20 protein-coding genes and 1 tRNA gene are annotated in these 23,120 nt (G+C 61.4%); 11 read left to right on the top strand and 10 right to left on the bottom strand.

Annotated features, from left to right (window positions below; translation table 11 throughout):
* Positions 1–209: 209 nt before the first annotated feature.
* The 3 genes from KY459_12985 to secA form a co-directional block, all read right to left on the bottom strand.
* Complete coding sequence (locus tag KY459_12985) at positions 210–635, bottom strand: response regulator (GenBank protein ID MBW3565632.1); 426 nt, start codon at positions 633–635, stop codon at positions 210–212.
* Entirely contained in the window at positions 632–1,510 is an 879-nt protein-coding gene (locus KY459_12980; GenBank protein MBW3565631.1) for a DUF368 domain-containing protein, read from the bottom strand. Before KY459_12980 ends, KY459_12985 begins: the two co-directional genes overlap by 4 nt.
* Positions 1,511–1,587: 77 nt before the next feature.
* Positions 1,588–4,296, bottom strand: coding sequence for a preprotein translocase subunit SecA (gene secA / locus KY459_12975; GenBank protein MBW3565630.1), 2,709 nt, complete (start codon positions 4,294–4,296; stop codon positions 1,588–1,590).
* Positions 4,297–4,442: 146 nt separating this feature from the next.
* Between secA and KY459_12970 the strand changes: the two genes are divergently transcribed.
* From KY459_12970 to KY459_12960, 3 genes are read left to right on the top strand one after another with little or no spacing between them, the layout of a single operon-like run.
* Positions 4,443–6,065 (top strand): hypothetical protein, encoded by a 1,623-nt coding sequence (locus KY459_12970; protein MBW3565629.1) that lies wholly within the window; start codon positions 4,443–4,445, stop codon positions 6,063–6,065.
* Positions 6,066–6,096: 31 nt separating this feature from the next.
* Complete coding sequence (locus KY459_12965) at positions 6,097–6,537, top strand: acyl-CoA thioesterase (GenBank protein ID MBW3565628.1); 441 nt, start codon at positions 6,097–6,099, stop codon at positions 6,535–6,537.
* Positions 6,537–7,388, top strand: a complete 852-nt coding sequence (locus KY459_12960) for a tetratricopeptide repeat protein (GenBank protein MBW3565627.1) — start codon at positions 6,537–6,539, stop codon at positions 7,386–7,388. The genes KY459_12965 and KY459_12960 overlap by 1 nt, the downstream gene beginning before the upstream one ends.
* Positions 7,389–7,404: 16 nt before the next feature.
* On the opposite strand, the gene KY459_12955 is transcribed toward KY459_12960, so the two are convergent.
* The 4 genes from KY459_12955 to KY459_12940 all read right to left on the bottom strand — a co-directional run bounded on the left by KY459_12955 (position 7,405) and on the right by KY459_12940 (position 9,669).
* Positions 7,405–7,489: transfer RNA gene (locus tag KY459_12955), tRNA-Leu, on the bottom strand.
* 21 nt (positions 7,490–7,510) lie between these two features.
* A complete protein-coding gene (gene secG, locus KY459_12950; GenBank protein ID MBW3565626.1) occupies positions 7,511–7,870 on the bottom strand; it encodes a preprotein translocase subunit SecG in 360 nt (119 codons plus the stop codon).
* Positions 7,871–7,936: 66 nt separating this feature from the next.
* Positions 7,937–8,635, bottom strand: coding sequence for a triose-phosphate isomerase (tpiA, locus tag KY459_12945; protein ID MBW3565625.1), 699 nt, complete (start codon positions 8,633–8,635; stop codon positions 7,937–7,939).
* Between the two features lie 26 nt (positions 8,636–8,661).
* Positions 8,662–9,669: a GGDEF domain-containing protein gene (locus KY459_12940; GenBank protein MBW3565624.1), complete on the bottom strand. Its 1,008-nt coding sequence runs from the start codon at positions 9,667–9,669 to the stop codon at positions 8,662–8,664.
* Between the two features lie 114 nt (positions 9,670–9,783).
* Here KY459_12940 and KY459_12935 point away from each other — a divergent pair, with 114 nt between their 5' ends.
* Genes KY459_12935 through KY459_12910 form a run of 6 tightly spaced genes read left to right on the top strand, consistent with a single transcriptional unit; the run spans position 9,784 to position 16,237 of the window.
* Positions 9,784–11,673 (top strand): PIG-L family deacetylase, encoded by a 1,890-nt coding sequence (locus tag KY459_12935; GenBank protein MBW3565623.1) that lies wholly within the window; start codon positions 9,784–9,786, stop codon positions 11,671–11,673.
* On the top strand, positions 11,670–12,884 hold the full coding sequence (locus KY459_12930) for a glycosyltransferase family 4 protein (GenBank protein MBW3565622.1): 1,215 nt from the start codon (positions 11,670–11,672) through the stop codon (positions 12,882–12,884). The genes KY459_12935 and KY459_12930 overlap by 4 nt, the downstream gene beginning before the upstream one ends.
* 20 nt (positions 12,885–12,904) lie before the next feature.
* Positions 12,905–14,059, top strand: a complete 1,155-nt coding sequence (locus KY459_12925) for a glycosyltransferase family 2 protein (GenBank protein ID MBW3565621.1) — start codon at positions 12,905–12,907, stop codon at positions 14,057–14,059.
* Positions 14,056–14,955, top strand: a complete 900-nt coding sequence (locus KY459_12920) for a lysophospholipid acyltransferase family protein (protein ID MBW3565620.1) — start codon at positions 14,056–14,058, stop codon at positions 14,953–14,955. The genes KY459_12925 and KY459_12920 overlap by 4 nt, the downstream gene beginning before the upstream one ends.
* Entirely contained in the window at positions 14,952–15,494 is a 543-nt protein-coding gene (locus KY459_12915) for a hypothetical protein (protein MBW3565619.1), read from the top strand. The genes KY459_12920 and KY459_12915 overlap by 4 nt, the downstream gene beginning before the upstream one ends.
* A 23-nt stretch (positions 15,495–15,517) precedes the next feature.
* Positions 15,518–16,237 (top strand): polysaccharide deacetylase family protein, encoded by a 720-nt coding sequence (locus tag KY459_12910; protein MBW3565618.1) that lies wholly within the window; start codon positions 15,518–15,520, stop codon positions 16,235–16,237.
* Position 16,238: 1 nt separating this feature from the next.
* Here the strand turns inward: KY459_12910 and KY459_12905 are convergent, their stop codons facing one another.
* Positions 16,239–16,949, bottom strand: a complete 711-nt coding sequence (locus KY459_12905) for a tetratricopeptide repeat protein (GenBank protein MBW3565617.1) — start codon at positions 16,947–16,949, stop codon at positions 16,239–16,241.
* Positions 16,946–17,563: a hypothetical protein gene (locus KY459_12900; protein MBW3565616.1), complete on the bottom strand. Its 618-nt coding sequence runs from the start codon at positions 17,561–17,563 to the stop codon at positions 16,946–16,948. The genes KY459_12905 and KY459_12900 overlap by 4 nt, the downstream gene beginning before the upstream one ends.
* Positions 17,564–17,707: 144 nt before the next feature.
* Here KY459_12900 and selA point away from each other — a divergent pair, with 144 nt between their 5' ends.
* Entirely contained in the window at positions 17,708–19,015 is a 1,308-nt protein-coding gene (selA, locus tag KY459_12895; protein MBW3565615.1) for an L-seryl-tRNA(Sec) selenium transferase, read from the top strand.
* Positions 19,012–21,504 carry a fused MFS/spermidine synthase gene (locus KY459_12890; GenBank protein ID MBW3565614.1) on the top strand — a complete coding sequence of 831 codons (2,493 nt, stop codon included), beginning with the start codon at positions 19,012–19,014 and terminating at the stop codon, positions 21,502–21,504. The genes selA and KY459_12890 overlap by 4 nt, the downstream gene beginning before the upstream one ends.
* Here the strand turns inward: KY459_12890 and KY459_12885 are convergent.
* Entirely contained in the window at positions 21,486–23,120 is a 1,635-nt protein-coding gene (locus tag KY459_12885; protein MBW3565613.1) for an NAD+ synthase, read from the bottom strand. The two genes, KY459_12890 and KY459_12885, sit on opposite strands and share 19 nt — an antisense overlap.

The following is a 23,120-nucleotide window of genomic DNA, read 5'->3' as shown; positions in this document are numbered from 1 at the left end:
ACCCCGGCCCCACCCCCACCCCCCACATCGCCCCGGCTTCGGCCCCACCCCCCCCCACAACCCCCACACCCCTTTCCCCCCGCTGTCTCCAAACCGTACCATCCCCCGGGGGGGTGCGTAATCACTTTGTCACAACCCCCTGGCCCGCGCCACCGTTGACTCCCGAAGGTTTTCATCTCCCACTACCCCCCCCGACCCCGTCCAGCGGATCACTCTTCGTCGCGATTGTCCGCGGCGCAATCGCGCGCGATCCGGGCAAGTTGCTCCACGTCGAACGGCTTCGGCAGAATCTCGCAGACTTCACCCTTGCAGAAGGCTTCGATCTTCTCCCTCGGCATTGCCGAGGTGACGACGATACGCCGGAGAGTCGTCGGCCGGTATTGTCGAATGTAGCGGAGAACGCCGAACCCGTCGATCCCGGGCATCAGAACGTCGAGAATGATCAGCGCGAAGTCGCTTTCCTTGATGAGCTCGATAGCATCCTGTCCGTCGCGGACACTGTAGACCTCGAAGCCTTCTCTTTCGAGCACCGTGCTGATGAGACTTCTCGTTGCGTAATCGTCTTCGGCGACGAGCGCTCCGAGCTTCGCTCGGCGTTCGATCGCTCTTCTGGCTGCGGTATCGTCGAGGCTCATGTTTTTTCTCCGTGAGGATCGATCTCGGCCCTCTTTTCCAGAATTATGACGGCGAGCATACCGGCGAGCGCGATCGCGATCGCGATTGCGAACTGCGATCCCGGTTCCGGAAGTACGTTCGCCTGCACCGTGGGAACTCTTGCTCCATGTGCGTCCACGATCCACGCGATGTCGACCTTCCATGGCCAGATTTTGCGAAGACTCCCGAGCATCAGCCCGGTCAGCGCGGCGACGGTCAGGTCGTGGTAATGCCTGAAGAGCCAGGTTAGGACCCGGGAAAACAAAACGAGGCCCAGGATAGCTCCGAGAGCCACCCATCCTATTGTGACGAGGTCGCGCGCATTGACTGCAGCGAGAACCTCCCCGTACTTCCCGAGCAGGAGCAGAATGAACGCCCCCGAGATGCCGGGAAGAATCATTGCGCAGATTGCCAGGGCTCCCGAGAGAAAGAAGAACCACCATGCGTCGGGAGTTTGCAGCGGAACGAGTCCTACGAGGATCCAGGCAGCCACGGCGGCAGACAGGACCAGGACCCAGGTCGAGACCTTCCAGTGCTCGATGCGCCGGGCCACGACGAATACCGAAGCGAGAACGAGCCCGAAAAAGAAGCTCCAGAGGTAAACCGGCTGCGTTTCCAGCAGATGTTCGAGCAGGCGGGCGAGTGAGACGATGGCGATCAGGATCCCGGCGAGGACCGCAATCAGAAACTTCAGGTTGATCGCGGCAGCGGCTTCGTTGATCCGTCCCCGGGACAGAGGACGCCAGAAGTTTGTCGTCCCGACGGCTCGAATGGAGCCGATGAGCTCCTCGTAAATGCCCAGGATGAAGGCCATGGTTCCCCCTGAGACGCCGGGAACGACGTCCGCCGCTCCCATCGTGAACCCCTTCAGAACGAGGCTGGAGTAGCCACCGAGTGTTCGACGCGGCCAGGGGGCGGACGTTGGTTCGGAATTCAAGCGGCCGTTCCGTGACACTTCTTGTATTTCTTGCCTGAACCGCAGGGGCACGGATCGTTACGGCCGATTTTGGCTCCCTGACGCCGGATGGGAGCCGGCGCTTCCTTTGGAGGAGCCGAATACGAAAGGTTTTCCTGGCGCGGAGGTGCCACGCGACGCGGGCCCATTGCCTCTGCTCCCTGAAGGTCTGCCTTCCATATGAACTGGACGATCCGGTCCTGGATGCGCTCCATCAGCGCCTGGAAAAGCGCAAAGGATTCTTTTTTGTACTCCACGAGGGGATCTCGCTGACCATAACCCCGAAGCCCGATTCCTTCCTTGAGGTGATCGAGCACGAGCAGGTGGTCCTTCCATTGCGTGTCGAGGACCTGGAGGAGAAGGAACTTGATGTGGAGAGCCATCATCTCGGCCCCGATCAGCGTTTCCTTCTCTTCGAATTTTTCGATGACGGCCCGCTTGAAGACCTCTCTGATCTCGTCGGTGTTCATCGACTCCAGATCGACGTCGGTCGACTCCAGATCGAAGTTGAAGTAGTTGAACAGCTCCGCCGAGAGCTCTTTCTCGTTCCAGACCGCGCCTCGGCGCTCCTCCTCGGGAAGATGAGTGTCGATGAGGAAATCGAGTATTTCTTCGGCGGCATTGAGGACGTACGCGCGGCCTTCGTCTCCGGTCAGGACGGAGTGCCGGAGGCCGTAGATTGCCGTGCGCTGCTTGTTCATGACGTCGTCGTATTCGAGAAGGTGCTTGCGGATCTCGAAGTTGCGACTCTCGACCTGCTTCTGGGCGTTCTCGATCGACCGGGTGACCATTCTGTTCTCGATCGGAGCCCCGTCTTCCATCCCGCGGTTCATGTACTTCGCGACCGTGTCGGTGATGAAGATCCGCATCAGGTCATCTTCGAGCGAAAGGAAAAAGCGTGATGAACCGGGATCGCCCTGTCGTCCGGAGCGACCTCGCAGCTGATTGTCGATCCGGCGGGATTCGTGGCGCTCGGTACCAATGATGTGAAGTCCTCCGGCGTCGAGAACCTCCTGGTGCTCCTGCTTCCACTCGCGTTCGATCTCCTCTTCGATACGAGCACGCTCCCCCGGATCCTCGACGTCCCGGGTCTGCTGCGCTGCCCGATACTCCGGGTTACCGCCGAGAATGATGTCGGTTCCGCGGCCCGCCATGTTGGTCGCGATGGTCACAGATCCCTTTCGACCTGCCTGGGCGACGATCTCGGACTCCCGCTCGTGCTGTTTGGCGTTCAGAACGACATGGGGGACGCTTCTCCGCTTCAGGAGGTTCGACAGGCGCTCGGATTTCTCGATTGAAACGGTACCGACCAGCACCGGCTGACCCGCATCATGACGTTCCCGAATGTCGTCGGCAATCGCATCGAACTTGTCGGCTTCGGTCCGATAGATCAGGTCCGGCATGTCGTTCCGGATCATCGGCATGTTGGTCGGAATGACACTGACGTCGAGGTCGTAGATCTTTCCGAATTCGGCGGCTTCCGTGTCCGCAGTACCGGTCATTCCGGACAGCTTCGAGTACATCCGGAAGTAGTTCTGGAAGGTGATCGTGGCGAATGTCTGGCTCTCGGCGGCGATCTTCACCCCTTCCTTCGCCTCGACGGCCTGGTGGAGCCCATCGGACCAGCGGCGGCCAGGCATCAGCCGTCCTGTGAACTCGTCGACGATGATGACCTCGCCATCCTTGACGACGTATTCGTCGTCGCGTTTGTAGAGGGTGTGAGCTCTCAGACCCTGATTGACGGCGTGGAGAGTCTCCATCTCGGCGGGGTCATAGAGGTTTTCGACTCCGAGAAGCTGTTCGGCGTGGGCCACACCCTCCTCGGTGAGAATGGCGGTCTGCTGTTTTTCGTCGATCTGGAAATCGACCTCGGGGTCGAGCTTCGGGATGATTTTGTCGACTTTGTAGTACTTGTCTGTCGAAAGCTCCGAAGGACCGCTGATGATCAGGGGCGTCCGGGCCTCGTCGATGAGGATCGAATCGACCTCGTCGACGATCGCGAAATTGTGCATCCGCTGGACCATTCGCGATGGATCGAACTTCATGTTGTCGCGCAGGTAATCGAACCCGAACTCGTTGTTGGTGCCGTAGGTTACGTCCGACGCGTAGGCCTGCTGGCGAGCCTGGTCATCCATCGAGTTCTGAATGACTCCGACCGAGAGGCCGAGGAACCGGTAGAGCTTGCCCATCCAGTCGGCGTCACGCCGAGCGAGATAATCGTTGACGGTGACCACGTGGACCCCGAGGCCGGCGAGGGCGTTGAGATAGACGGCGAGAGTTGCGACGAGCGTCTTCCCTTCACCCGTGCGCATCTCGGCGATGCGACCGCGGTGGAGCACGATGCCGCCCATGAGCTGGACGTCGTAGTGGCGCATTTTCAGCGAGCGCTTGCTCCCCTCCCGGCAGATCGCAAAAGCGTCCGGGAGGATCTCCAGCAGCTCGTCCTCGAGTGCAGTGCGGGCCTGCTTCTGCTCGCTCTCCCTGTCGAGCCCCCGGGCGTCGAGGACGCCCTGCGCAAATGGCGCGAGACGCTCACGAAATCCGGCCGTCAGCCCACGGAGTTGGTCGTCGGTCAGTCGTGCGTACTTCTCTTCCAGCGAGTTGATCTGTTCCACGAGCGGCATCATCTTCTTGACGTCGCGCTGGTGCTGGGAGCCGAAAATCGCAGTCAGTATTTTGTTGAGCATGTCTGGTTGCCTCAGCTGAGCAGGTCACCTCCGGCCAGGTCGCCGGCCCCGATCTCAGTCTGCGGCCAATGGAAACGGGGTTCCGGCGGTGAACAATTTCGACCCGGTGCGAACAACTCGCCACATCGGGGTGTTAGCCTGCCCCGATGGGCCAGAACGGGGTCGAAGGACTGAGGGAAGAGCTGCGCGAGCGGGGCTACCTGAGGCGAGGGCTGGAGAGGTGGTTCGCACACGACCCCTGGTCGTCCCGGAAGTTCTGGTCGGAACTTCTGATCGTTTCGGCCAAGGCCGGGATCGTCATCGCTCTTTTCGCTTCCTTCACCATGAGCGCGGCTCTCTCGCTGAGAAACGATACCGTTGGCGCGAGCGTGCTCGTGATACCCGCTTTGCTCTATCTCCTCGTCGTGTTCGCTCTGGTGGTTGCGGGCTTCATCGTCGGGGCGTTGCTTTTGAGGACGCGCGTTCAGCTTGCGGTCGACGAGCCGCGCATTCTCACCCTTGCCGCCCTTGCGGTCGCCGCGGCTGTCGCGGGGCTGATTCTCTGGTGGTGGTCGGGATTCCGCGGAGACGCCACGCCAGGCGGACTGATCGTTTTCGTTTCGGCGCTCGTCGCCACGTTCGCCTCCACCGCCGTCGTGGTTTCGGCAGCACTCCTCTCTTTCAGTATTCACGAGACCGGGCGGATTCCCGCACTTCACCGACGATCATGGACGGGACCCCTCATCACGGGAGGGGTGATCCTGGGTGTGCTGGTGCTCTTTCTGGCGTTCGGAGACGGGCAGGACGCGACGGCGGTTCCGGACCAGATCGTGGTCCACCCCTCGGACGCTCGGCTCGCCCTGATTGCCGTCGATGGACTCTCGTTCGAGACCGCCGATCTTGCCGATCCGCTCAAACAGCACTTCCGCTCCTTCACCAGGATCGGGAGTGGAGTGGTCGACTCCCCGGCGGAACGATGGGCCGACATCGGAACCGGTACCGATAGTAATGCTCACCAGGTTCGCTCGATCGAGGGCGTGCAGTTCGCAGGATCGCGTTTTCTGCAGAACGTTCCGCCGTCCGACTTCGTTTTGCGAAGCGTTGCTCCCGCACTCGGTCTGGCCGCATCGAGTCCCCTTCCACCGTCTGCCCGGAATCGCGATTACGTCTGGGAGATCCTCGCAGATCGTGGGATCCCGGTTGTAGCTGTCAACTGGTGGACGGCCGAAAGCGCGGCTGGAGATGCTCTCACCTCGGTTGCACAGGCGGACATTCACACGCGTCTGGACCGGGCTTCATCGCCGGCAGCGCGGGCGACCGAAATTGATGACATCTCTCTGGAGGAGTTGATGAGCGCTGCCGTCGGGCGACAGCCGCGGTTCGTGACCGTCTACCTTCCGGGACTCGACATCGCCTTCAACCGGCTCGAGATCGACGATCGAGCGCTCGTGGCAGTCACGCTTCAGACTCTCGACCGATTGACGGCAGTGACAACCTCGTTGCGGGCACTCGGTTACGACGTGATCCTGCTCGGTGTACCGGCTCGGGGGGTCGACGGCGTGCTCGCGTCGACGCTCGATCTCGACTCCGAGCCCGAATCGCTGGCTGATGTAGCACCGACGATCCTCGACCTCTTCGGATTTCCTGCATCTCACGAAATGAGGGGAGATTCGATGGTGGGGAGTGGCGGAGAGAGGATCTCGTCCTACGGTGCCCGCTCGGCCACGGAAAGCTCCGGCGAGCCGGACGACGACTACTACGAAAGCCTCCGTTCCCTCGGCTATCTCTGAACAGCCGCCACATCCGCTAGAATGGGATGGGATGAGAGAGGCGAGATGGGAGAACGGCTGGTTCAGAGTTCCCTGTCAGGTGCGGTGGCGCGATCTCGATGGCATCGGACACGTCAACAACGCCGTCTTTTTCAGCTACTTCGAGTGGGCTCGAACCATGTACTGGCTCACGCTGCGAGGGGAGACCCGGCCCGGCCCCGAATCCGTCGAGTTCATCGTGGCTCACGCCGAATGCGACTTCCTCCGCCAGCTCTCCCTCGCCGACGACATCGATATCCTCGTCAGGATCGGCGAGATCCGGAGCTCGTCGTTCGACTTTGTCTCCGAGATTCGGCGCTTCCCGACCGACGAACTGGTGGCAAAAGGGAAGGTCATCGCTGTGCTCTACTCCTGGTCAGAGAACAGAAAACTCCCGATCGAGGACGATTTGAGAGCTACCATCCGGACGTTCCAGCAGGAAGGGGGTAGGTGATGACGGATGGACGGTTACTGACGCATCCTGCCGCTGCACGGGAGCGTTTCCGGGAATTGATGGTCGCGCGCGAAGGGGAGGCGTGGCTTTCCGAGGCGGCTCTCGTCATCGCTCAGGAAGAGTACCCGGGGATCGACGTCGCGACTTATTGCGGAGTGCTGGGCGAGTGGGGAGCGGTGGTACGCGATCGAACGGAAGGCTCCCATGATCTCGACCGCTTCGTCAGCGAGATCAACCGGCTGCTTTTCGACGAGGAGGGCTTTCACGCCGAGGATGGATACTGGGATCCTCGCAACACGTACCTCAACGAAGTACTCGATCGGCATGGCGGGCTCGGGATCGCGCTTTCGATCGTATACATCGAAGTCTGCCGCTCGGCGGGGTTTACATCGACCGGCGTGGCACTTCCCGGTCTGACGCTGGTGCGTTTGTCGGGGCCGTGGGGAGAGGTATTGATCGATCCGCAGGACGAGGGGCGAGTGCTGACTCGGGGGGAGTGCGAGGAGATTCTTCACCGGCTCTATGGGGGCGGAGTCTCATTGCGGGAGCATCACCTCCGGTCCTTTTCTGATCGGGAGATTCTGGGCCGGCTGCTCTCACACATCAAGGCGATCCGGCTGGCGGAAGGGGATTTCGAGGCGGCCGTTGCGGCAATCGACCGGATTCTGATTCTCGACGAGCGGGACCCGTGGGAACTTCGTGAGCGAGGGCTGCTCCGAGTCCGGCTCCACGATTACGAGGCTGCGGTGGAGGATCTCGAACAGTATCTCCGGTCAGCGCCCTATGCGGAGGATGCACGCAAGATTCGAGATGAGATCGCGACGCTGAGGTCCTGGCTGCACCTGCAGTGAGGACGGGTTTGGTGAGTGGTGCCCAAGGCCGGACTCGAACCGGCACGGCCGAAGCCACACGCCCCTCAAACGTGCGCGTCTACCAATTCCGCCACTTGGGCTGACGTACTCCTGAAATGCTCTTACTGCTCGTCCGCGGGGTCGACCGGTGGAGCTTCGACGGGGACCGCTGGCGTTTCCGAAGCGTCCGGCTCGACCGCGGCCGGCTGGGTCTGCGTAACCGGCGGCTGGTTCTCCATGACGGACGCTCTGGGTCTGGCCTGAAGAACCGCGAGGGCCACGGACGTCAGGATGAAAAGTACAAAGAACGCGACCGTCAGCTTGTGAAGCAGCGTTGCCGCTCCGCGCGCACCGAAGGCCGTCTGGGACCCTCCGCCACCGAATGCTCCGGCCAGATCTGCACCCTTTCCGGGCTGCATGATGACGATGAGAATCAGAAGGATACTGATGATGATGTGAACTGCGACAAGGAAAGCAACCATTCGAAAGTAAACTCCGGATCAACTACGAGCCAGCCTAACGCGCCCCGAGAGGGGTTTCTTCCCGTGTCAGGTGCTTCGGATGATCTCGATGAACGATTGCGAGCTGAGGCTGGCTCCACCGACGAGAAATCCCGAGACCTGGTCCACGGCCGCGAGCTCGCCGGCATTCGAGGGCTTGACGCTTCCGCCGTAGAGTATCGGGACATCGGTCCAGCCGAGGCTGCCGAGAAGCCGTGCGATGAGCTCGTGAGCTTCGGCGACCTGATCCGGGGTCGCGTTCTCTCCCGTGCCGATCGCCCAGACGGGCTCGTATGCAACGACCAGCCGGGTGCCGCGCGAATCGATCGAGGGAATGACGCTTTCGAGCTGTCGTTCGAGCACGGCTGCGGTCTTTTGCTCGCTCCGCTCATCCGCGGTCTCGCCGATGCAGAGAATCGGGGTGAGGCCGCCGGACGCCGCTGCAACGAGCTTCCTGGCGACGATCGAATCGTTCTCGCCGAAGGACGCGCGTCGTTCCGAATGACCGACGAGGACTGCTTTTGCCCCGGTGGCCCGGATCATTCCGGGGGACACCTCACCGGTGAGCGCTCCATGTTCGGTCCAGGAGCATGTCTGGCCGGCGGTCGCGATTCCACTCGTGCCGAGGTTGTCGACGATCTGGCTGAGAAAAGGAAACGGAGGAGCGACGAAGATCTCCCGATCATCGAACCGCAGCGAAGTCAGTGCGTGGCACCACGCTTCGATTCCCTCCGGAGGAACATTCATCTTCCAGTTTGCCGCGATCAGACGTTTCACATGCTCGTCCGGTTCTTGCCGCTTCGTTTCGCCTCGTAAAGGTGATCATCGGCGCGCTTGAGAATCGACTTGTAGTCTTCCTTCCCTTCGAGGGTTGCAGCTCCGAGAGAAACCGTCGGGGTGAGGAAGGCGCCGTCATCCGTTGGTATCCTCAGTTCTCTCACCTTCTCCATCACGCGCTGCGCCGCGGATGCCACGCCCGCGCGGTCAGTGTGGGGAAGAATGATCGTGAACTCGTCTCCTCCGAATCGCGCAAAAAAGTCGGTGGGGCGGAGCGTTTCCTTGATGCAGCCACAAAGCTCGGAGAGCACGACGTCTCCGATGAGATGTCCCTGAACGTCGTTGATTTCCTTGAAATCATCGATGTCGAACATGATCAGCGATAGAGGTACGTTATAAATTTGAGCTCGGTCGACCTCTGAGACGAGGCGGTTCCTGAACGAGCGTTTGTTTCCGACGCCGGTCAGTTCGTCCATGTCGGCGAGCTGCTGGAGCTGGCCCCTGGCGGTAATTCCGGCGATTGCGACGGACAGAATGCCGGAGACGAGCTCGAGGATCCGGTTTTCGGTCTCGTCGAACGGAGGCCCGGAACGGTAGATCGCGAGAATCCCTGCGATCGAGCCTTGAATCTCGAGAATCGTTTCCGTAGCCGCCGCGATCGGCTCGCCCCCGTGTTGCCCCTGAAGACTGGCGCGATCGGTCACCACGAACGCTTCGGTCGTATTGAACGGAAGATGAACGGTCGCGATCAGGGAATCGCGGATCCTGTCCAGTAGCCCCTTCTCCTCCATTTTGACTATGGGGTTCCGTGAGAGATAGATGCTGAGATTCTGCTCGAGGATGACCGCGACCGCGACGCCTACCGGGATCTGTGACGAAATCTGGACGAAAGCCGTATCGAAAGCGTCAGCCGGCGTTTGTGCGTTTGCAAGAGTCCGGGCGAGGCGAGTGAGGAACTCGATGAGTTCGTCGCTCGTCTTCTGGTCTTGAGCCCACGTGGTCATGGTGTCGTCGTGCCGCAAAGTATCCTATAACGCGGCCCCCCCGGGGAGGTTCGCGGAGCTGTTGTTCATCGAGCGATTCCGAAGGTCTGATGCATACGAGATAATTCGACCCGAATGCGAAGCGAGGAAAATGAGCACCTTCCGTTCCAGGCCGGCACGCTGCCAGGTCAGAAGATCCTCGTGCTCGCACCTCACCCCGATGACGAGGTAATCGGCTGCGGTGGCTTTCTCGCTCTCGCCGCGGCGGAGGAGAAGGAAATCTCGGTGGTCGCGGTGACGGATGGGTCGGCGGCAGCCGGCGAAGATGGACAGCACGTTCGCGCCTCCGAAATGGCAAGGGGGCTCGCAACAATCGGGATCACCGGCTCCCCCCGCTTTCTCGGCTATTCCGACAGGGGGGTGGCCGGGGCATCCGATTCTCTTCGTACCGAGCTGCGGGAGATCATCGAGGAGCTTTCGCCCGATCTCATTCTCGTCCCGAGCCCGCTCGACATCCATCCGGATCACCGCGCGGTCGCCCGAGTGCTCTGGAGGATTTTCGTCGCGGTACCCGATTCGCTCCCCCGGCTCGGGTCCGCATCCGTCGCTTTCTACGAGACTTCGGTCCCGTTCCGTCCGAATGTGCTGGTCGACATCACCGGAGTCGCCGAGAAAAAGTTCGCCGCCATACGGGCGCACGAGTCGCAGATAGGCCACCGTGACTACGAGTGGTTCGCGAGGGGACTCGCCCAGTATCGCGCGCTCACTCTCGGATCGGACGTGCGATTCGTCGAAGCCTTTCATCTGATCTCTGTGGGAGACCTCGCCTCGATGCCGTGGAGCGGGCTGATCGATGAGCTCGGGCCGAAACCCGAGATCCGCGTTCTCCGGGATCCGCTGGACATCTCGGTGATCGTCAGGACCCGAGATCGGCTCGATCTTCTTCGCGAGGCTCTCGACTCGATCCGGCTCGGGACGCCAGCGAGCGAGATCGTCGTGGTGAACGACGGCGGTGCATCGCCACGCGACGTGATCGGGTCCCGGAATCGCGTCCGCCTGGTCGAGAACGAACAAAGCCGTGGACGCAGCGTGGCGATGAACATCGGGGTGGATTCTGCTGCCACCGGCTTCCTGATGTTTCTCGACGACGACGATCTCCACTATCCGGAGCACATAGACGAGCTCGGATCGGAGTGGGACGGAAAAGAGGTCGCGATTTATTCGGATGCGCTCTCGGCCTTCTGGTCGATGGAAGCCTCCGGGAGACTCATGCGCGACAAGACGCTCAGGACGTACGCGCGCGACTACGATCCCGACGCACTGCTGTTCGACAACTACATTCCGTTGCCGACGCTTCTCATGCGGCGCGACGATTATCTCGATCTGAAGGGGTTCGATCCGGCGTTCGATCTTTTCGAGGACTGGGATTTTCTGATTCGCCTGTCACGAAGAGGGCCCTTGAGGCGGATTCCGCGGATCACCTGTGAGATCCGGCACATTGAGAATATCGGGTCGGCGATCCTCGGCGCAGGTGCGGGCAGCGATCGATTTCTCGATGCGAAACTCGCGGTGTGGCAGAAACACGAGGAGCTCATCGATCTGCGGGTGCTGGCCCGGTACATCAGCGCCGAGCACGCACGCCGGCAGAAGCTCGAATCGATCGGCTGGACGGAATCGGGGCGGGCGCGACACCTCGAGCAGGAAACCAGGACCCTCGCGTCCAGAGTGAGGGAATCTCACGAGACCGCCGCTGCCAACGCACACCATCTCGGGGGCCGGCTCCAGGAAAGCGAAACTCGCCGATTTGCTCTGGAAGGAGAAGTTCGAACACTTCGCGCAGAGCTGGCTCGAGTGGAGGCAGACCGGAAACGATTCGCCGACGCCATGGACGATCGCGACCGGACGATGCAGGCGCAGTTCAATGAGATTTCCCGGCTCAATTCGCTCATCGACCAGATGCGCGGCACGAAAGCCTGGCGCGCTCACGATCTGTTCCAGAAGCTGAAGGGTATCGGACGCGAATGAGATCGCTCTTCGTCTGTCCCGAGAAGCTCAGGTCGGGATCGCCCGCCGGGATCGGCATCAGGTTCCTCGAACTGGCGAAGGCCGCGACCGACGGAGGAATCGAAGTCGTGCTGGCCAGTCCGGACGGGGCGCCGGATGGACCGTGGCGTCCGGTCGTCTCCTCCGCAGAGAATCTCGACGTTGAATCCCGGCGTTCAGACTCGATCTACACACAGGGTCACGCGGTCAACGACGTCCTGGAACATGGTTCCACCCAACCGCTCGTCATCGATCTTTATGACCCCTACTTCATCGAGAATCTTCACTACGCCGAGGCACATCCCGATGCCTTCAGTCACGATTACGAGACGATTCTCCGGTCTCTTCGCCGGGGGGATTTTTTTCTTTGCGCCTCGGAGACGCAGAAGATGTTCTATACCGGAATGCTCTCCGCAACGGGACGAATCAATCCCGAGAGATTCAACGGCTCTCCCCGGCTCGACAATCTGCTCGCGATCGTTCCGTTCGGCGTTCCCCGGCCGGTAGAGCTCCAGAGAGAGAGAAGCGGGGAGCACCGGGTGCTCTTCGGCTCCGTCTACGACTGGTACCGTCCGGAGCTCGCGATCGAGGCGGTCATGCGGGCCAATCGTCGAGGAGCGTCCACGAAGCTGACCTTTCTCGAGAATCCGAATCCCGACGCGCCACGGCAGAGGTTCGAGGAGGCGCGATCGGTAGTGCGGAAAAGCGGCGCCGAGGCCGTGATCGACTTTCTTCCATGGGTTCGTTACGAGGAACGATCGGCCCTGTATGCGAGCCACCAGCTCGCTTTGCTGACATTCGACCGCTCGCTGGAGACCGACCTCTCCTACCGGACCCGCATCCTCGACTATCTCTGGGGTGGGCTGCCGGTGGTCTCGAGCTCTGCTCCCGAGACCGACGCGATTCTGACGCGATTCGGCGCCGGCGTCAGCGTGCCGTCGAATGATCCCGATGACCTGGCGGGAGTGCTGATCGACATTCTGAACAGTCCGTCGGAAATGGAGAGGCTGCGCGCGGGGGCGCGGGATTTCGTCAGGGAGTATCAGTGGCCGGCTCTTGCCGAGCCGCTGCTCCGGTTTCTCCGGAAGCCCGCGGTCGATCGCACGAAGCGGATCGCCTCGGCGTTTCCCGATATGAGGATTCCGCTGACTGTCGGCCAGCGAGTCCGACGGAAATTGAGGAGCATCCTCTGAGCGCCCCAGCGGCCGAGATCGTGGTCGTTTCCTGGAATGGTCGTGAAGACACGATCCGGGCGGTCGAAGCCTGTCTTCTGCAGACCGGGGCCGGCGAAGGGCGGCGTGAAAACGTCGAGATCACGGTCGTGGACAACGGTTCGACCGACGGAATCCAGGAGATGGTCCATCGGAGATTTCCGACCGTGCGTGTCATTCGGCTGGAAGAGAATCGAGGCTTCACGGGCGGCGTGATGGCAGCGGCACGACGGTCGGCCGCGGATCTGCTGATCCTCCTCAACAACGACGCCATCCCGGAGCCCGGCTGGATTGGAGCGTCGCTCGATGCGCTCGCCGGCTCCGATCCTGACGTGGTGGCAGCCGCAGGAAAGATCGTCGATCCGAGCGGAACGAAAGCCGATTTCGTACGCGGCGTGATGACCTTCGATGGTCATGGCTTCCAGCCGGGCTACGGTCGCTCTCTCGATGAAATTGACGAGCCGGAGCCGGGAACGGAGCTCTTTTTTGCGTGCGGGGGCAACATGGTGGTCAGGCGACGGGAGTTTCTGGAGCTCGGCGGCTTCGACGACGACTTCTTCGCCTATCTGGAGGACGTCGACTTCGGCTGGAGGTCGTGGCAGGCGGGGTACCGCACGGTCTGGAACCCTGCGGCGGTGGTTCGGCATCGATCGTCCTCTACGAGCAACCGGCTGGGAGCATTCGAGAGGGGGGTGCTTTTCGAGAGGAATGCGATTCAGATGGTCGTGAAGAATCTGGACGACGAAATGCTCGGCAGGCTGTCAGGCCCGATTTTCCTGACGTTGCTTCATCGTCTCCATCGCTACTCGACCGAACGAAACGCGAGGGCGGGCCTGCTTTCCCGGCCGCCGCTCGATGCCCCTGACTCAGGAAAGTCGACGCAATCCGGTAAGGCGACAATCGACGATCCTTTGACGGCGATGCAGTTCCGGGCGGTAGAGTGGTTCTTCGCCAACAATGACCGGATCATGGATAAGCGTGAACGGGTTCAGGCGAAGCGCCGTGTCTCCGACCGTGAAATCTTCGCTCGCTTTCCGCCCTTCGTCGTCCCGACCTACCACGGCGACGACCGGCTCTTCTCGTCGAAGCTTTTCGAAGCTCTCTGGCCCGACGTCGCGAAGGAATCCGGCGCTCTCGAGGACATGAACGCCGGATGAGCAACTGGCTTCGCTTTCTGTCGGTTCGGAGTGTTTTCTGGCGCAAGCTGCATTTCTGGGGCGTCAACAACTTCCCTCCGTGGCTCATGCCGATCTCGATTGTCTGGATCTCGCTGGCCTTCTACCTGGCGTGGTCGAGCGGACGAAGAGGATTGACGCGAAATCTCGCGATCATTTTTCCAGAGCAGCCGGTCCGGAACTTCTTTCGTGGAGCGCGAGTGGTCTGGAACTTCTCGTGGTCGATGACGGATACCTGGTCGTTCATCGACAGGCGAGAGCCGGTCGACTGGGAGATCGAAGGGGAGGATCAGCTCGAAGCCCTCTCCAGAATCGAAGGCGGTGCGATTCTTCTGACCGCGCACATGGGCAACTACGATCTCGGGGCCTATATCTTCACCGAGCGAACAGGCCGGCGTCTTTCGGTGGTCCGCTTGCCGGAGGTCGACCGAAGAACCGAAGAGCTCGCGAGAGAAAAGCGCAAGACGTTTGGCGGTGACGGTCTCTCGGTCGCCTACAACCTGAGTCCGGAGTCGATGGGGATCGAGCTCCTCAACCGGTTGCGTGCGGGGGAGATCGTCGCCATTCAGGGAGACCGCAGCTATCCGGGTGTCGCATCGCGGATGGTCTCCATCTTCGGATGTGAATGGTCGATCCCGTCGGGGCCCTTCCAGCTCGCCCTGGTGGCCGGCGTTCCCATCATTCCCCTCTTCGTCGTTCGATCCGGGCTCCATCGGTACCGGGTGATCGCATTCGATCCGATTCATGTGGCGCGCCCCGAGGAAGGCGGAAGGGAGCCTGCTCTCGAACGCGCCGCGAGCTCATGGGCAGCAGTTCTCGAACGGATTCTGACCCGATGGTGGCATCAGTGGGCCTCGTTCTATGAGGTGAGGACGTGATCACGAGCGTCTGCGATCCGGTACGAAGCCGCCTTGCGATCTTCCGAGCTCTTGCCCGGCTGGGCATTGGCTGCGGCTCCGACCCGGTCGCGGATGTCGTCATGCTGACCGACCGGCCCCGACACAATCCTCTCGAAGCCTGGACTCTCGGGATTGCGTTCTACCTGGTGCTCGACGTCCTGCTGACGGAACTGATCACGAGGGCTTTCGGCCTCGGAATGGTCTCGGCGGTGATTCTTTTCGTCGCCGCCCTTCCGTTCATGCTCTTTGCGGTGATCGCGAGCATTGCGCTGGGGACTCTTCTGGTCCGGATTTTCGCACCGGGAGCCGACACCGATCTTCGGCGAAGGCCGGACCTGCAGAGCCGGATTCAGCAGGTCCTCATGCTCGCTGTATGCGCGTTTCTCGTCGCGTTCGGGGGGCCCGTCGCGCGGTGGGTGGCGGTCGTCTATATCGGTGCGGTGATACTGAATGCGATGGTCCGAGTCATGGAATCGGCATTCACGAAAGGGAGGGGACGATCCGAGTCGTCATCCTGACAGCAGCCATTGCAGCGCCTCTGGTGACGCTCGTGCTGTGGCCGGTCATAGGGCCGGTGTCGCTGCTGGTCATGCTCGTTGCGCATGCGATCCTCGTATGGGCGACTCTGATGCCGGCGTCGCGTCTCCTCGGTCCGGTGGTCCGCCGGTTTCGCTCCGATGAAAAAGAGGTATGGCTGACGATCGACGACGGACCCGATCCCGACGATACACCGAAAGTGCTGGATCTTCTCGACGCGTATGGCGCGCGGGCGACGTTCTTCGTCAAGGGGGAGAGGGCCGACGCGCATCCGAATCTCCTTCGAGAGATCGTTGAACGGGGCCATTCCGTCGGGAACCACTCCTGGTCCCATCCCAGCGGAACCTTCTGGTGCCTGCCGCCGGGAGCGATCGGAGAACAGATCCGGCGAGCCAACGATGCGATCGAACGAATACTGGGAGCTCGTCCGGTTCTTTTCCGGGCGCCGGTCGGGATGAAGAATCCGTTCGTACACCCGGTTCTCGAATCGGAGCGGATGGTGCTGGTCGCCTGGACCGCCAGAGCGTGGGACACGGTCTCGAAGTCCCCGGAGCAGGTTGGGCGAAGGATCGTTGGAAAGGTCGCACCGGGGGCCATCGTCCTGCTTCACGAGGGGGACCTCGTTTCGGGGCTCCGCGGCTCGGAGATGATCGACGCGGTCGTCGGCGGTTTGAGCCGCGAGGGCTACCGATGTGTGATCCCGGAGATGGACCGGTTGGTCTGATCTACTGCGGATCGGTCGGAGGAGGGGCTGGCGTCACGATCTCCTCCGGTTCCGGCACGTCGGATGGCGCGGGTTCGGTAGCCTCCGTTCTTTCCGGAAAGTACGGCTGTTTCTCGAACGCGAGACTTCTGATGACGTGCTCGGCCGGATAGATTCGCAGCAGCGCCAGATCGACCAGCTCCGTGTCGAGGATTCTCGGATTGACACCCGGATCGAGCAGCGCCTCGTTGATCCGATATGCCTTCTCGTATTGTTCGAGAGCCGGCTCGATCAGTCCTTCCTGCTCGTACGACAGGCCGAGTTGAAAGTGCGCCGCGGCATGGCCCGGTTTCACCTGAAGGGTTCGTCGAAGTGCGCGCCGAGCGCCGGCCTCGTCTCCACGAGCCTGGCGGGAAAGAGCGAGGTTGTACATGGCCGGGTAGTAGCGGTCATCTTCCCGGAGCGCTCGCCGGAACTCGCGCTCGGCGTCCTTGGGGAAACCTTTTTCGACCAGCAGCGCGCCGAGCTCGTTTTGAAGAACCGGGTTCGGGCCATTCGACCGAATGTCCTCGAGGATGTCGGTGATTCGTCGATCGAGGGGTTCGGCAGGATTGAGATACTTCTCCCAGAAGGGATCCACATAAGGATCGCCGTCGAAGCGGTCGGCGAGGTAGGCTGTGCAGCCTGCCGAGAAGAGGGCGATCACTGCGATGGCGGCAATTCGGGATTTCATGGTTTCTCCTGCAAGGGTCTGGCTTTGAGCTTGACCTTCCCGTCGACGACCTCGACCCTGAATCCGATGTCGGCCGATCCGTATTTCTCTCGAAGGCCGGAAACCTGAGTGTCGATCATCGCTGAGAGCTGCCCCACGGTGATCTCGCGTGTTCCTGCTTCGCGGCTCGCCGCTGCAAGGTCGCGGTGAAGCTCGAGCAACTGGTCCGCATCTCCTGAGCCTTCCACTCTGATGTACGAACGGCCGTCAGTCGAAGTTACGCGTTCCGCGCGTCGCTGAGCGCCAGCGGAGCGATCGGGTCGATCCGAGACATCCATATTGAGGGCGGCGGCTCTCTTGCGGTAGTCGACCGGACCCTCTTCCTTTTCCCGAAGGCGGCGTCCCCACAGCTCCCGCATCATCGTGTACTTATTCATCAGGTTGTTGAAGCGGAACCGCACCGTATTGTCGCGAATCCGCGACTTTTCGAGCTCGCGAAGATCGGTCTCGAACCGCTTCCGGTCCTCGGTGGGAGGCAAGGGGCGGGAGCCGGCGAAAAACATATCGTATTGGGTTTTGAGCTGGCGCAGCTTCTCCTCCAGCTGAGCCAGCATCTCGAGCTTTGGATTTCTCATCTCTACAAGGCAATACAATACACGAACGACTCGGGGCGCGAAGGCCACGATGACCAGCCTATGGCCAGTGAAAAATCGAGGGGAGTAAGGAGGAGTCGGGGATCGAAAGGACGTTCGCGCTCGGGGATCCCGTCGGTCGAGAAGATGATCTCCTCTTCGTCGTACGAGCCGCTGGTCGAGGATTTCGGAAGATCGAGAGTCGTGGAGGGCATCAGGCGCGCGCTCGATCGGGTCAGAAGCGATGGAGAGATCTTCGATGCCGAGCTCGTCCGGGCTCGGGTCGCGGGCGACCTCGCGGCGAGGGCATCGATGTCCCTCCGACCGATGATCAACGGCACCGGGGTTCTGATCCACACCAACCTCGGCCGTTCCCCCATCGATCCGTCCATCTGGGCGGAGGCCGCCAGGCTCGTGACCTCATACTCGAACCTCGAGTACGACATCGAATCTGCCTCCCGAGGCTCGCGTCAGATCCATCTCGGACGGATCTGCGAGGAACTGTTCGGGTGCGAAGCCGCGATACTCGTCAACAACAATGCCGCGGCGGTCACGCTGGTGCTCGCGGCCCTCGCCGCCGAACGGGAAGTCGTCGTGTCGAGAGGAGAACTGGTCGAGATCGGCGGCTCGTTTCGTGTCCCTGACGTGATCCGTCAGGGAGGAGCCCGGCTGCGCGAGGTCGGTACCACGAATCGAACCCGTGCGGCGGATTACAGAGACGCCGTGTCGGGAGAAACAGGAGCGTTGCTGCGGGTTGACGCCTCGAATTTCCGAATTGTCGGATTTACCGAGCATCCGAGCCTTGGAGAGCTGATCGGTATCGCCGGGGAGTCGAATATTCCACTGGTCGTCGACGAAGGCGGCGGACGGGTGGTCGATCTGAGCGGTTACGGCTTCTCCCGGGAAGAGACGGTCGGCGAGATGTTGCGGATGGGGGCCGACGTCGTTACCTGTTCGACCGACAAGCTCATCGGAGCGATCCAGGGAGGATTGATCCTCGGAAGTCGTGAACTGGTCGAACGGTGCCGCCGGCATCCGCTCATGAGGGCTTTCCGACCGGGGAAAGAAACATTTGCAATCGTCACGCTGACCCTTCGGGAGTTTCTCCGGGAGGCGCACGAAGAGCGCATCCCGATCTACAGGATGATGAAGGCAGAAAACGCTGCGCTCGAAGAGAGAGGACGGCGAATCGTCGAGCGGCAGGGTCTCGAGGAATGGAAGCTCATCGAGACGAAGGCCGTGCTCGGAGGAGGAACGACTCCTGACGAGTCGATCGAATCGAGAGGTCTCGCGAAGGCTGGACGCGAAACCACGGTTTCTTCGACGCTTCGCGATCTCGGCGTCGTCTCACGCGTTGAGGAAGGCTCGGTGATCGTCGATCTCCGCACGGTGCTGGAAGAAGAGGATAGCGATCTCGGAATCGCTCTCAGGAGAGGCGAAGAGGCTGTTTCGTGATCGACCGGGGACGATTGCGCCGGCGGGTGCTGGTGGCCGCGATTTTCTTTTTTTCCGGTGCGAGCTCGCTGCTCTATCAGACGGTCTGGCTGAAAAATCTCGGCTACGTCTTCGGCAACACGGTCTACGCCACGGCCACGCTCGTTGCGATCTTTCTCGGCGGACTGGGAATCGGCGCCTGGATTTTCGGCAAGCGGTTCCGGTCCCGATCCCCGCTTCTCGTCTATGCCGTCGTCGAGGCCTTCATCGGAGTCATCGGTGCGTTCTCGCCGTGGATTTTCAGGCTTCTCGACGCGATCTATGTTTCGACCTGGAGCTCACTGGCCGACGCTCCCGGCGCTGTCTCGCTGATGCGGATCGCCGTGTCGAGCCTGTTTCTCCTTCCGCCCACGATCCTGATGGGGGGGACGCTTCCCGTTCTGATCCGGTGGTGGGAGGAGGCAGTCGAGAGCAGCGGTCGCGCGATCGCTTCGCTCTACTCGATCAATACGTTCGGTGCCGCCGCAGGGGTCGCAATGGGCGGTTTCGTTCTGATTCCGAGGCTCGGGTTGGTCAGAACGCTCGTCGTCGCGGTCGCGACCAACTTCGTCCTGGCGGTTGCCGCAGTACTGATTGCGCGCATCCGATCGTCGTCCCGCGGAGCGGAGGAGACCGCGACCCTGCAGGAAGAGATCGGCTCCGCTTACGGACTCGGTGCCCGCGCCGTTCTGCTGGTCGCCTTTCTGACCGGGATGGTCGCGATCTCGAACGAGATCTTCTGGACGCGAATCCTCGTGCTTCACCTCGGAAGCAGCGTCTACGCGTTCTCGCTGATGCTGTTCGGATTTCTGATTGGTATCGCCCTCGGGAGTGCGGCCGCGCGAACCCGATGGCCAAGAACGCATCCGGTCGCCGCTCTCGGGGCTCTGCAGGCGACCCTCGGAGTCGTTCTCGCCTTCCAGGTCTGGTACTTCACGAAACTGTCGGATGTTCTCGGCCATCTCGCTGAGATCGTGAGACCCACCGGATACGCGGAAACGTTTCTCGTTCTTCTTGCAGGGGTGCTCACGGCGGTGATCCCTCCGACGCTTCTGATGGGCGCGACGTTTCCGCTCGTGGTCCTGTTGTATGAGCTCATCACGAAGAATTCCGAGAGCAGGGCGACCGGCTCGGTCTATCTCTGGAACACGCTCGGAAGCATCGCGGGATCTCTCGCGGCGGGCTTCCTTCTGATTCGTACTCTAGGGTCACAGAACGGGATTTTTGCAACGGCCGTGGTCTCGATGATGCTCGCCGCCTTTCTCATCATTCCGTCCGGAAGATTGGCCGGTTCCACGCGGAGAGCGCTGGTGACGATGCTGATCGTTGCCGCCGGCGCTCTCTCGATCGGCTGGGTTTTGATCGACCGCGACGCGGTGATCTACACGGCCGGCATCTACGAGGGCGAACGCTCGAAGATCCGAATGATGCGCGAGGACACCTCCGCGACCGTGGTCCTGCGGGAAGTGGGCGACGGTCTCTGGCTCGAGCTGAATGGGGTCAACGTGGCGGGCACCGCCCGCGATCTGGTCGGCACCCAGATGCTGCAGGGCCACCTTCCTCTGATGATTCACGAGGATCCCCGCAAAGTCCTTCACATCGGCTTCGGCAGCGGAGGCACGGCTTACTCCGTTTCGCGACATCCCGTCGAAGAGATCGTCATCGCTGAGATTTCACCCGAAGTCCTGGAGTCGTCGGATCGCTATCTGAGGAGTGTGAATCACGGGGTTCTCGAAGATCCCCGCGTCGAGACGGTCATTAACGATGGCCGAAACTTCGTGCTTGCGACCCCGGAGAAGTTCGATGTGATTCTCTCCGACTCGATTCATCCGCGCTTTGCGGGTAACGGCTCGCTCTACACGCTCGACTATTTCCGACTCTGCCGCGACCGGCTCGAGGAAAGCGGCGTGGTCTCGATGTGGCTGCCGATCTATACGATGACGACGAAAAATTACCTCGAGATTCTCGCGGCGTTCCGGGAGGTTTTTCCGGACACGACCGTCTGGTACGTACCGGACACGCTCAACGCGTTCACGATCGTCATCGGAAAGATGTCGCCGGGTCCTTTACCCCTCGCTGAGCTGGGCGCTCAGCTGAAGGGCGAGGCGGCGTCGCAACTGGGTGAGATCGGCGTCGACGGTTCAGCCGAGCTCGCGAGTATGCTCGTTCTCGATCCGTTCGGGGTCGAAAAAATCACCAGGGATGTCGCGCCTCACCGGGACGACCGGCCGACGATCGAGTACGAGAGTGGGCGTCTGATGCGCCGCGATCTGAGCTGGTATCGCAATTTCCGGATGCTGGTTCTCGAGTCCACGCCTCTGCGACGAGCCTTTCGCGATGCGAATCCCGAAGCGATCGCTGAGGCCGAGCGGCTCAGGCGGGAGCGCTTTCTGCGGCACCTCTCGATTCTCGAATCTCGCCTGGTGGAGAAAGCAGCACCGAGTGATCCTGCTCAGCCTCTCCAGCGCTGAGCGATCGGCATCTGCCGGCCGCTTCCGAAGGCCTTCGACGATACCCGCAGTGTAGGGGCAGCCTGACGGCGTTTGAACTCGTTGCCGTCGACCATTCTGACAATCCGTTCGACGACGGCCGGATCGAAGCCCTTTGCGACGATTTCGTCGACCTCGAGCCAGTCTTCGATGTAGTGAACCAGAATCGGATCGAGAACCTCGTAAGGGGGAAGAGATTGCTGGTCCGTCTGATCAGGGCGGAGCTCGGCCGACGGCGGCTTGACGATCGAGGACTCCGGGATGACCGCGCCGTCCGAGTTGAGCCACCGCGCGATCCGGTAGACCATCGTCTTGTAGACGTCGCCGATGAGCGAGAGGCCTCCGGACATGTCCCCATAGAGAGTGCAATAGCCGACCGCGAGCTCCGACTTGTTGCCCGTCGCGATCACCATCGACCCATTCTCGTTGGACCAGGCCATCAGCAGATTGCCTCGTATTCTCGCCTGAACGTTCTCCTCGGTCAGCCCGAAGTCGGGATTCTCGAACATCTCTTCGAAACGCCGGAGGTAGCTCTCGAAGATGTCGTCGATCGAAACGATCGTGAATCGAATCCCGAGGTTTTCGGCGAGTGAGCGGGCATCGTCGATACTCGATTGCGAAGAGAACCGCGAAGGCATGGCGATCCCGGTGACGTGCTCCGGGCCCAGCGCCCGGACCGCGAGCGCGGCAGCAACTGCCGAATCGATGCCTCCGGAGAGGCCCAGTACGACATCCGAAAAGCCGACTTTGTGGAGATAGTCCCGAAGTCCCATCGTGAGCGCTTCGGCGATCTCTTCCTCGAGCGACAGTGAGGCGATCGAGTCGCAGGGCGGACCGTCCAACGGAACCAGAGCGGCGCTTTCTCTGAATGAAGGCCCGCAGAAGACCGTCTCGCCGGATTCGTTGAAAACGAGACTCGACCCATCGAAGAGCAGCTCATCGTTGCCGCCGACCTGATTGACGTAGAGCAGCGGAATTCCGTTGTTCCTGGCGATGGCCGAAAAAAGCCCGCGCCTCGATCTTTTCTTTCCGGCGTTGAAGGGTGACGCGGAAATATTGATCAGGAGCTCGGCTCCGGCTTCGACCGCTTCGCGCACCGGGTTTCTCTCGTAGAGACGGCGGCCGAACACTTTGTCGTCGAACCAGAAGTCCTCACAGATCAGGACGCCGGTTCGTTTTCCTGCGATCTCCACGGTCGTCACGGAGGACGCCGGTTCGAAGTAACGAAGCTCGTCGAACACATCGTACGTCGGGAGGAGAGATTTATGCTGTTCATGCACGACTTTTCCTTCGCTGGCGACGACTGCCGTGTTGCGGAAGGGCTTGCCGTCGTGCTCGTCGTTCCAGGTGACGCAGCCGAATACGAGGGCGGTTTTTCCGGTGGACGCCGCGAGCTCGTCACGGGCCGCGACGCTGGCATCCACGAAGACACGCTTGTCGAGGAGATCCCGCGGTGGATAACCCGTTACGGCCAGTTCCGTCACGACGACGAGATCGGCCCCGGCGGCTGTACCGTCGCGGTAGGTTGATCGAATCTTTTCGACGTTCGATCGGATGGCACCGACAGTCGGATTGATCTGACCGATGTAGATCTTCAA

The organism is Acidobacteriota bacterium, assembly GCA_019347945.1.
GTDB lineage: Bacteria > Acidobacteriota > Thermoanaerobaculia > Gp7-AA8 > JAHWKK01 > JAHWKK01.
The sequence above is the reverse complement of the archived record's forward strand: the minus strand, read 5'-3'. Positions and strand labels throughout refer to the sequence as shown.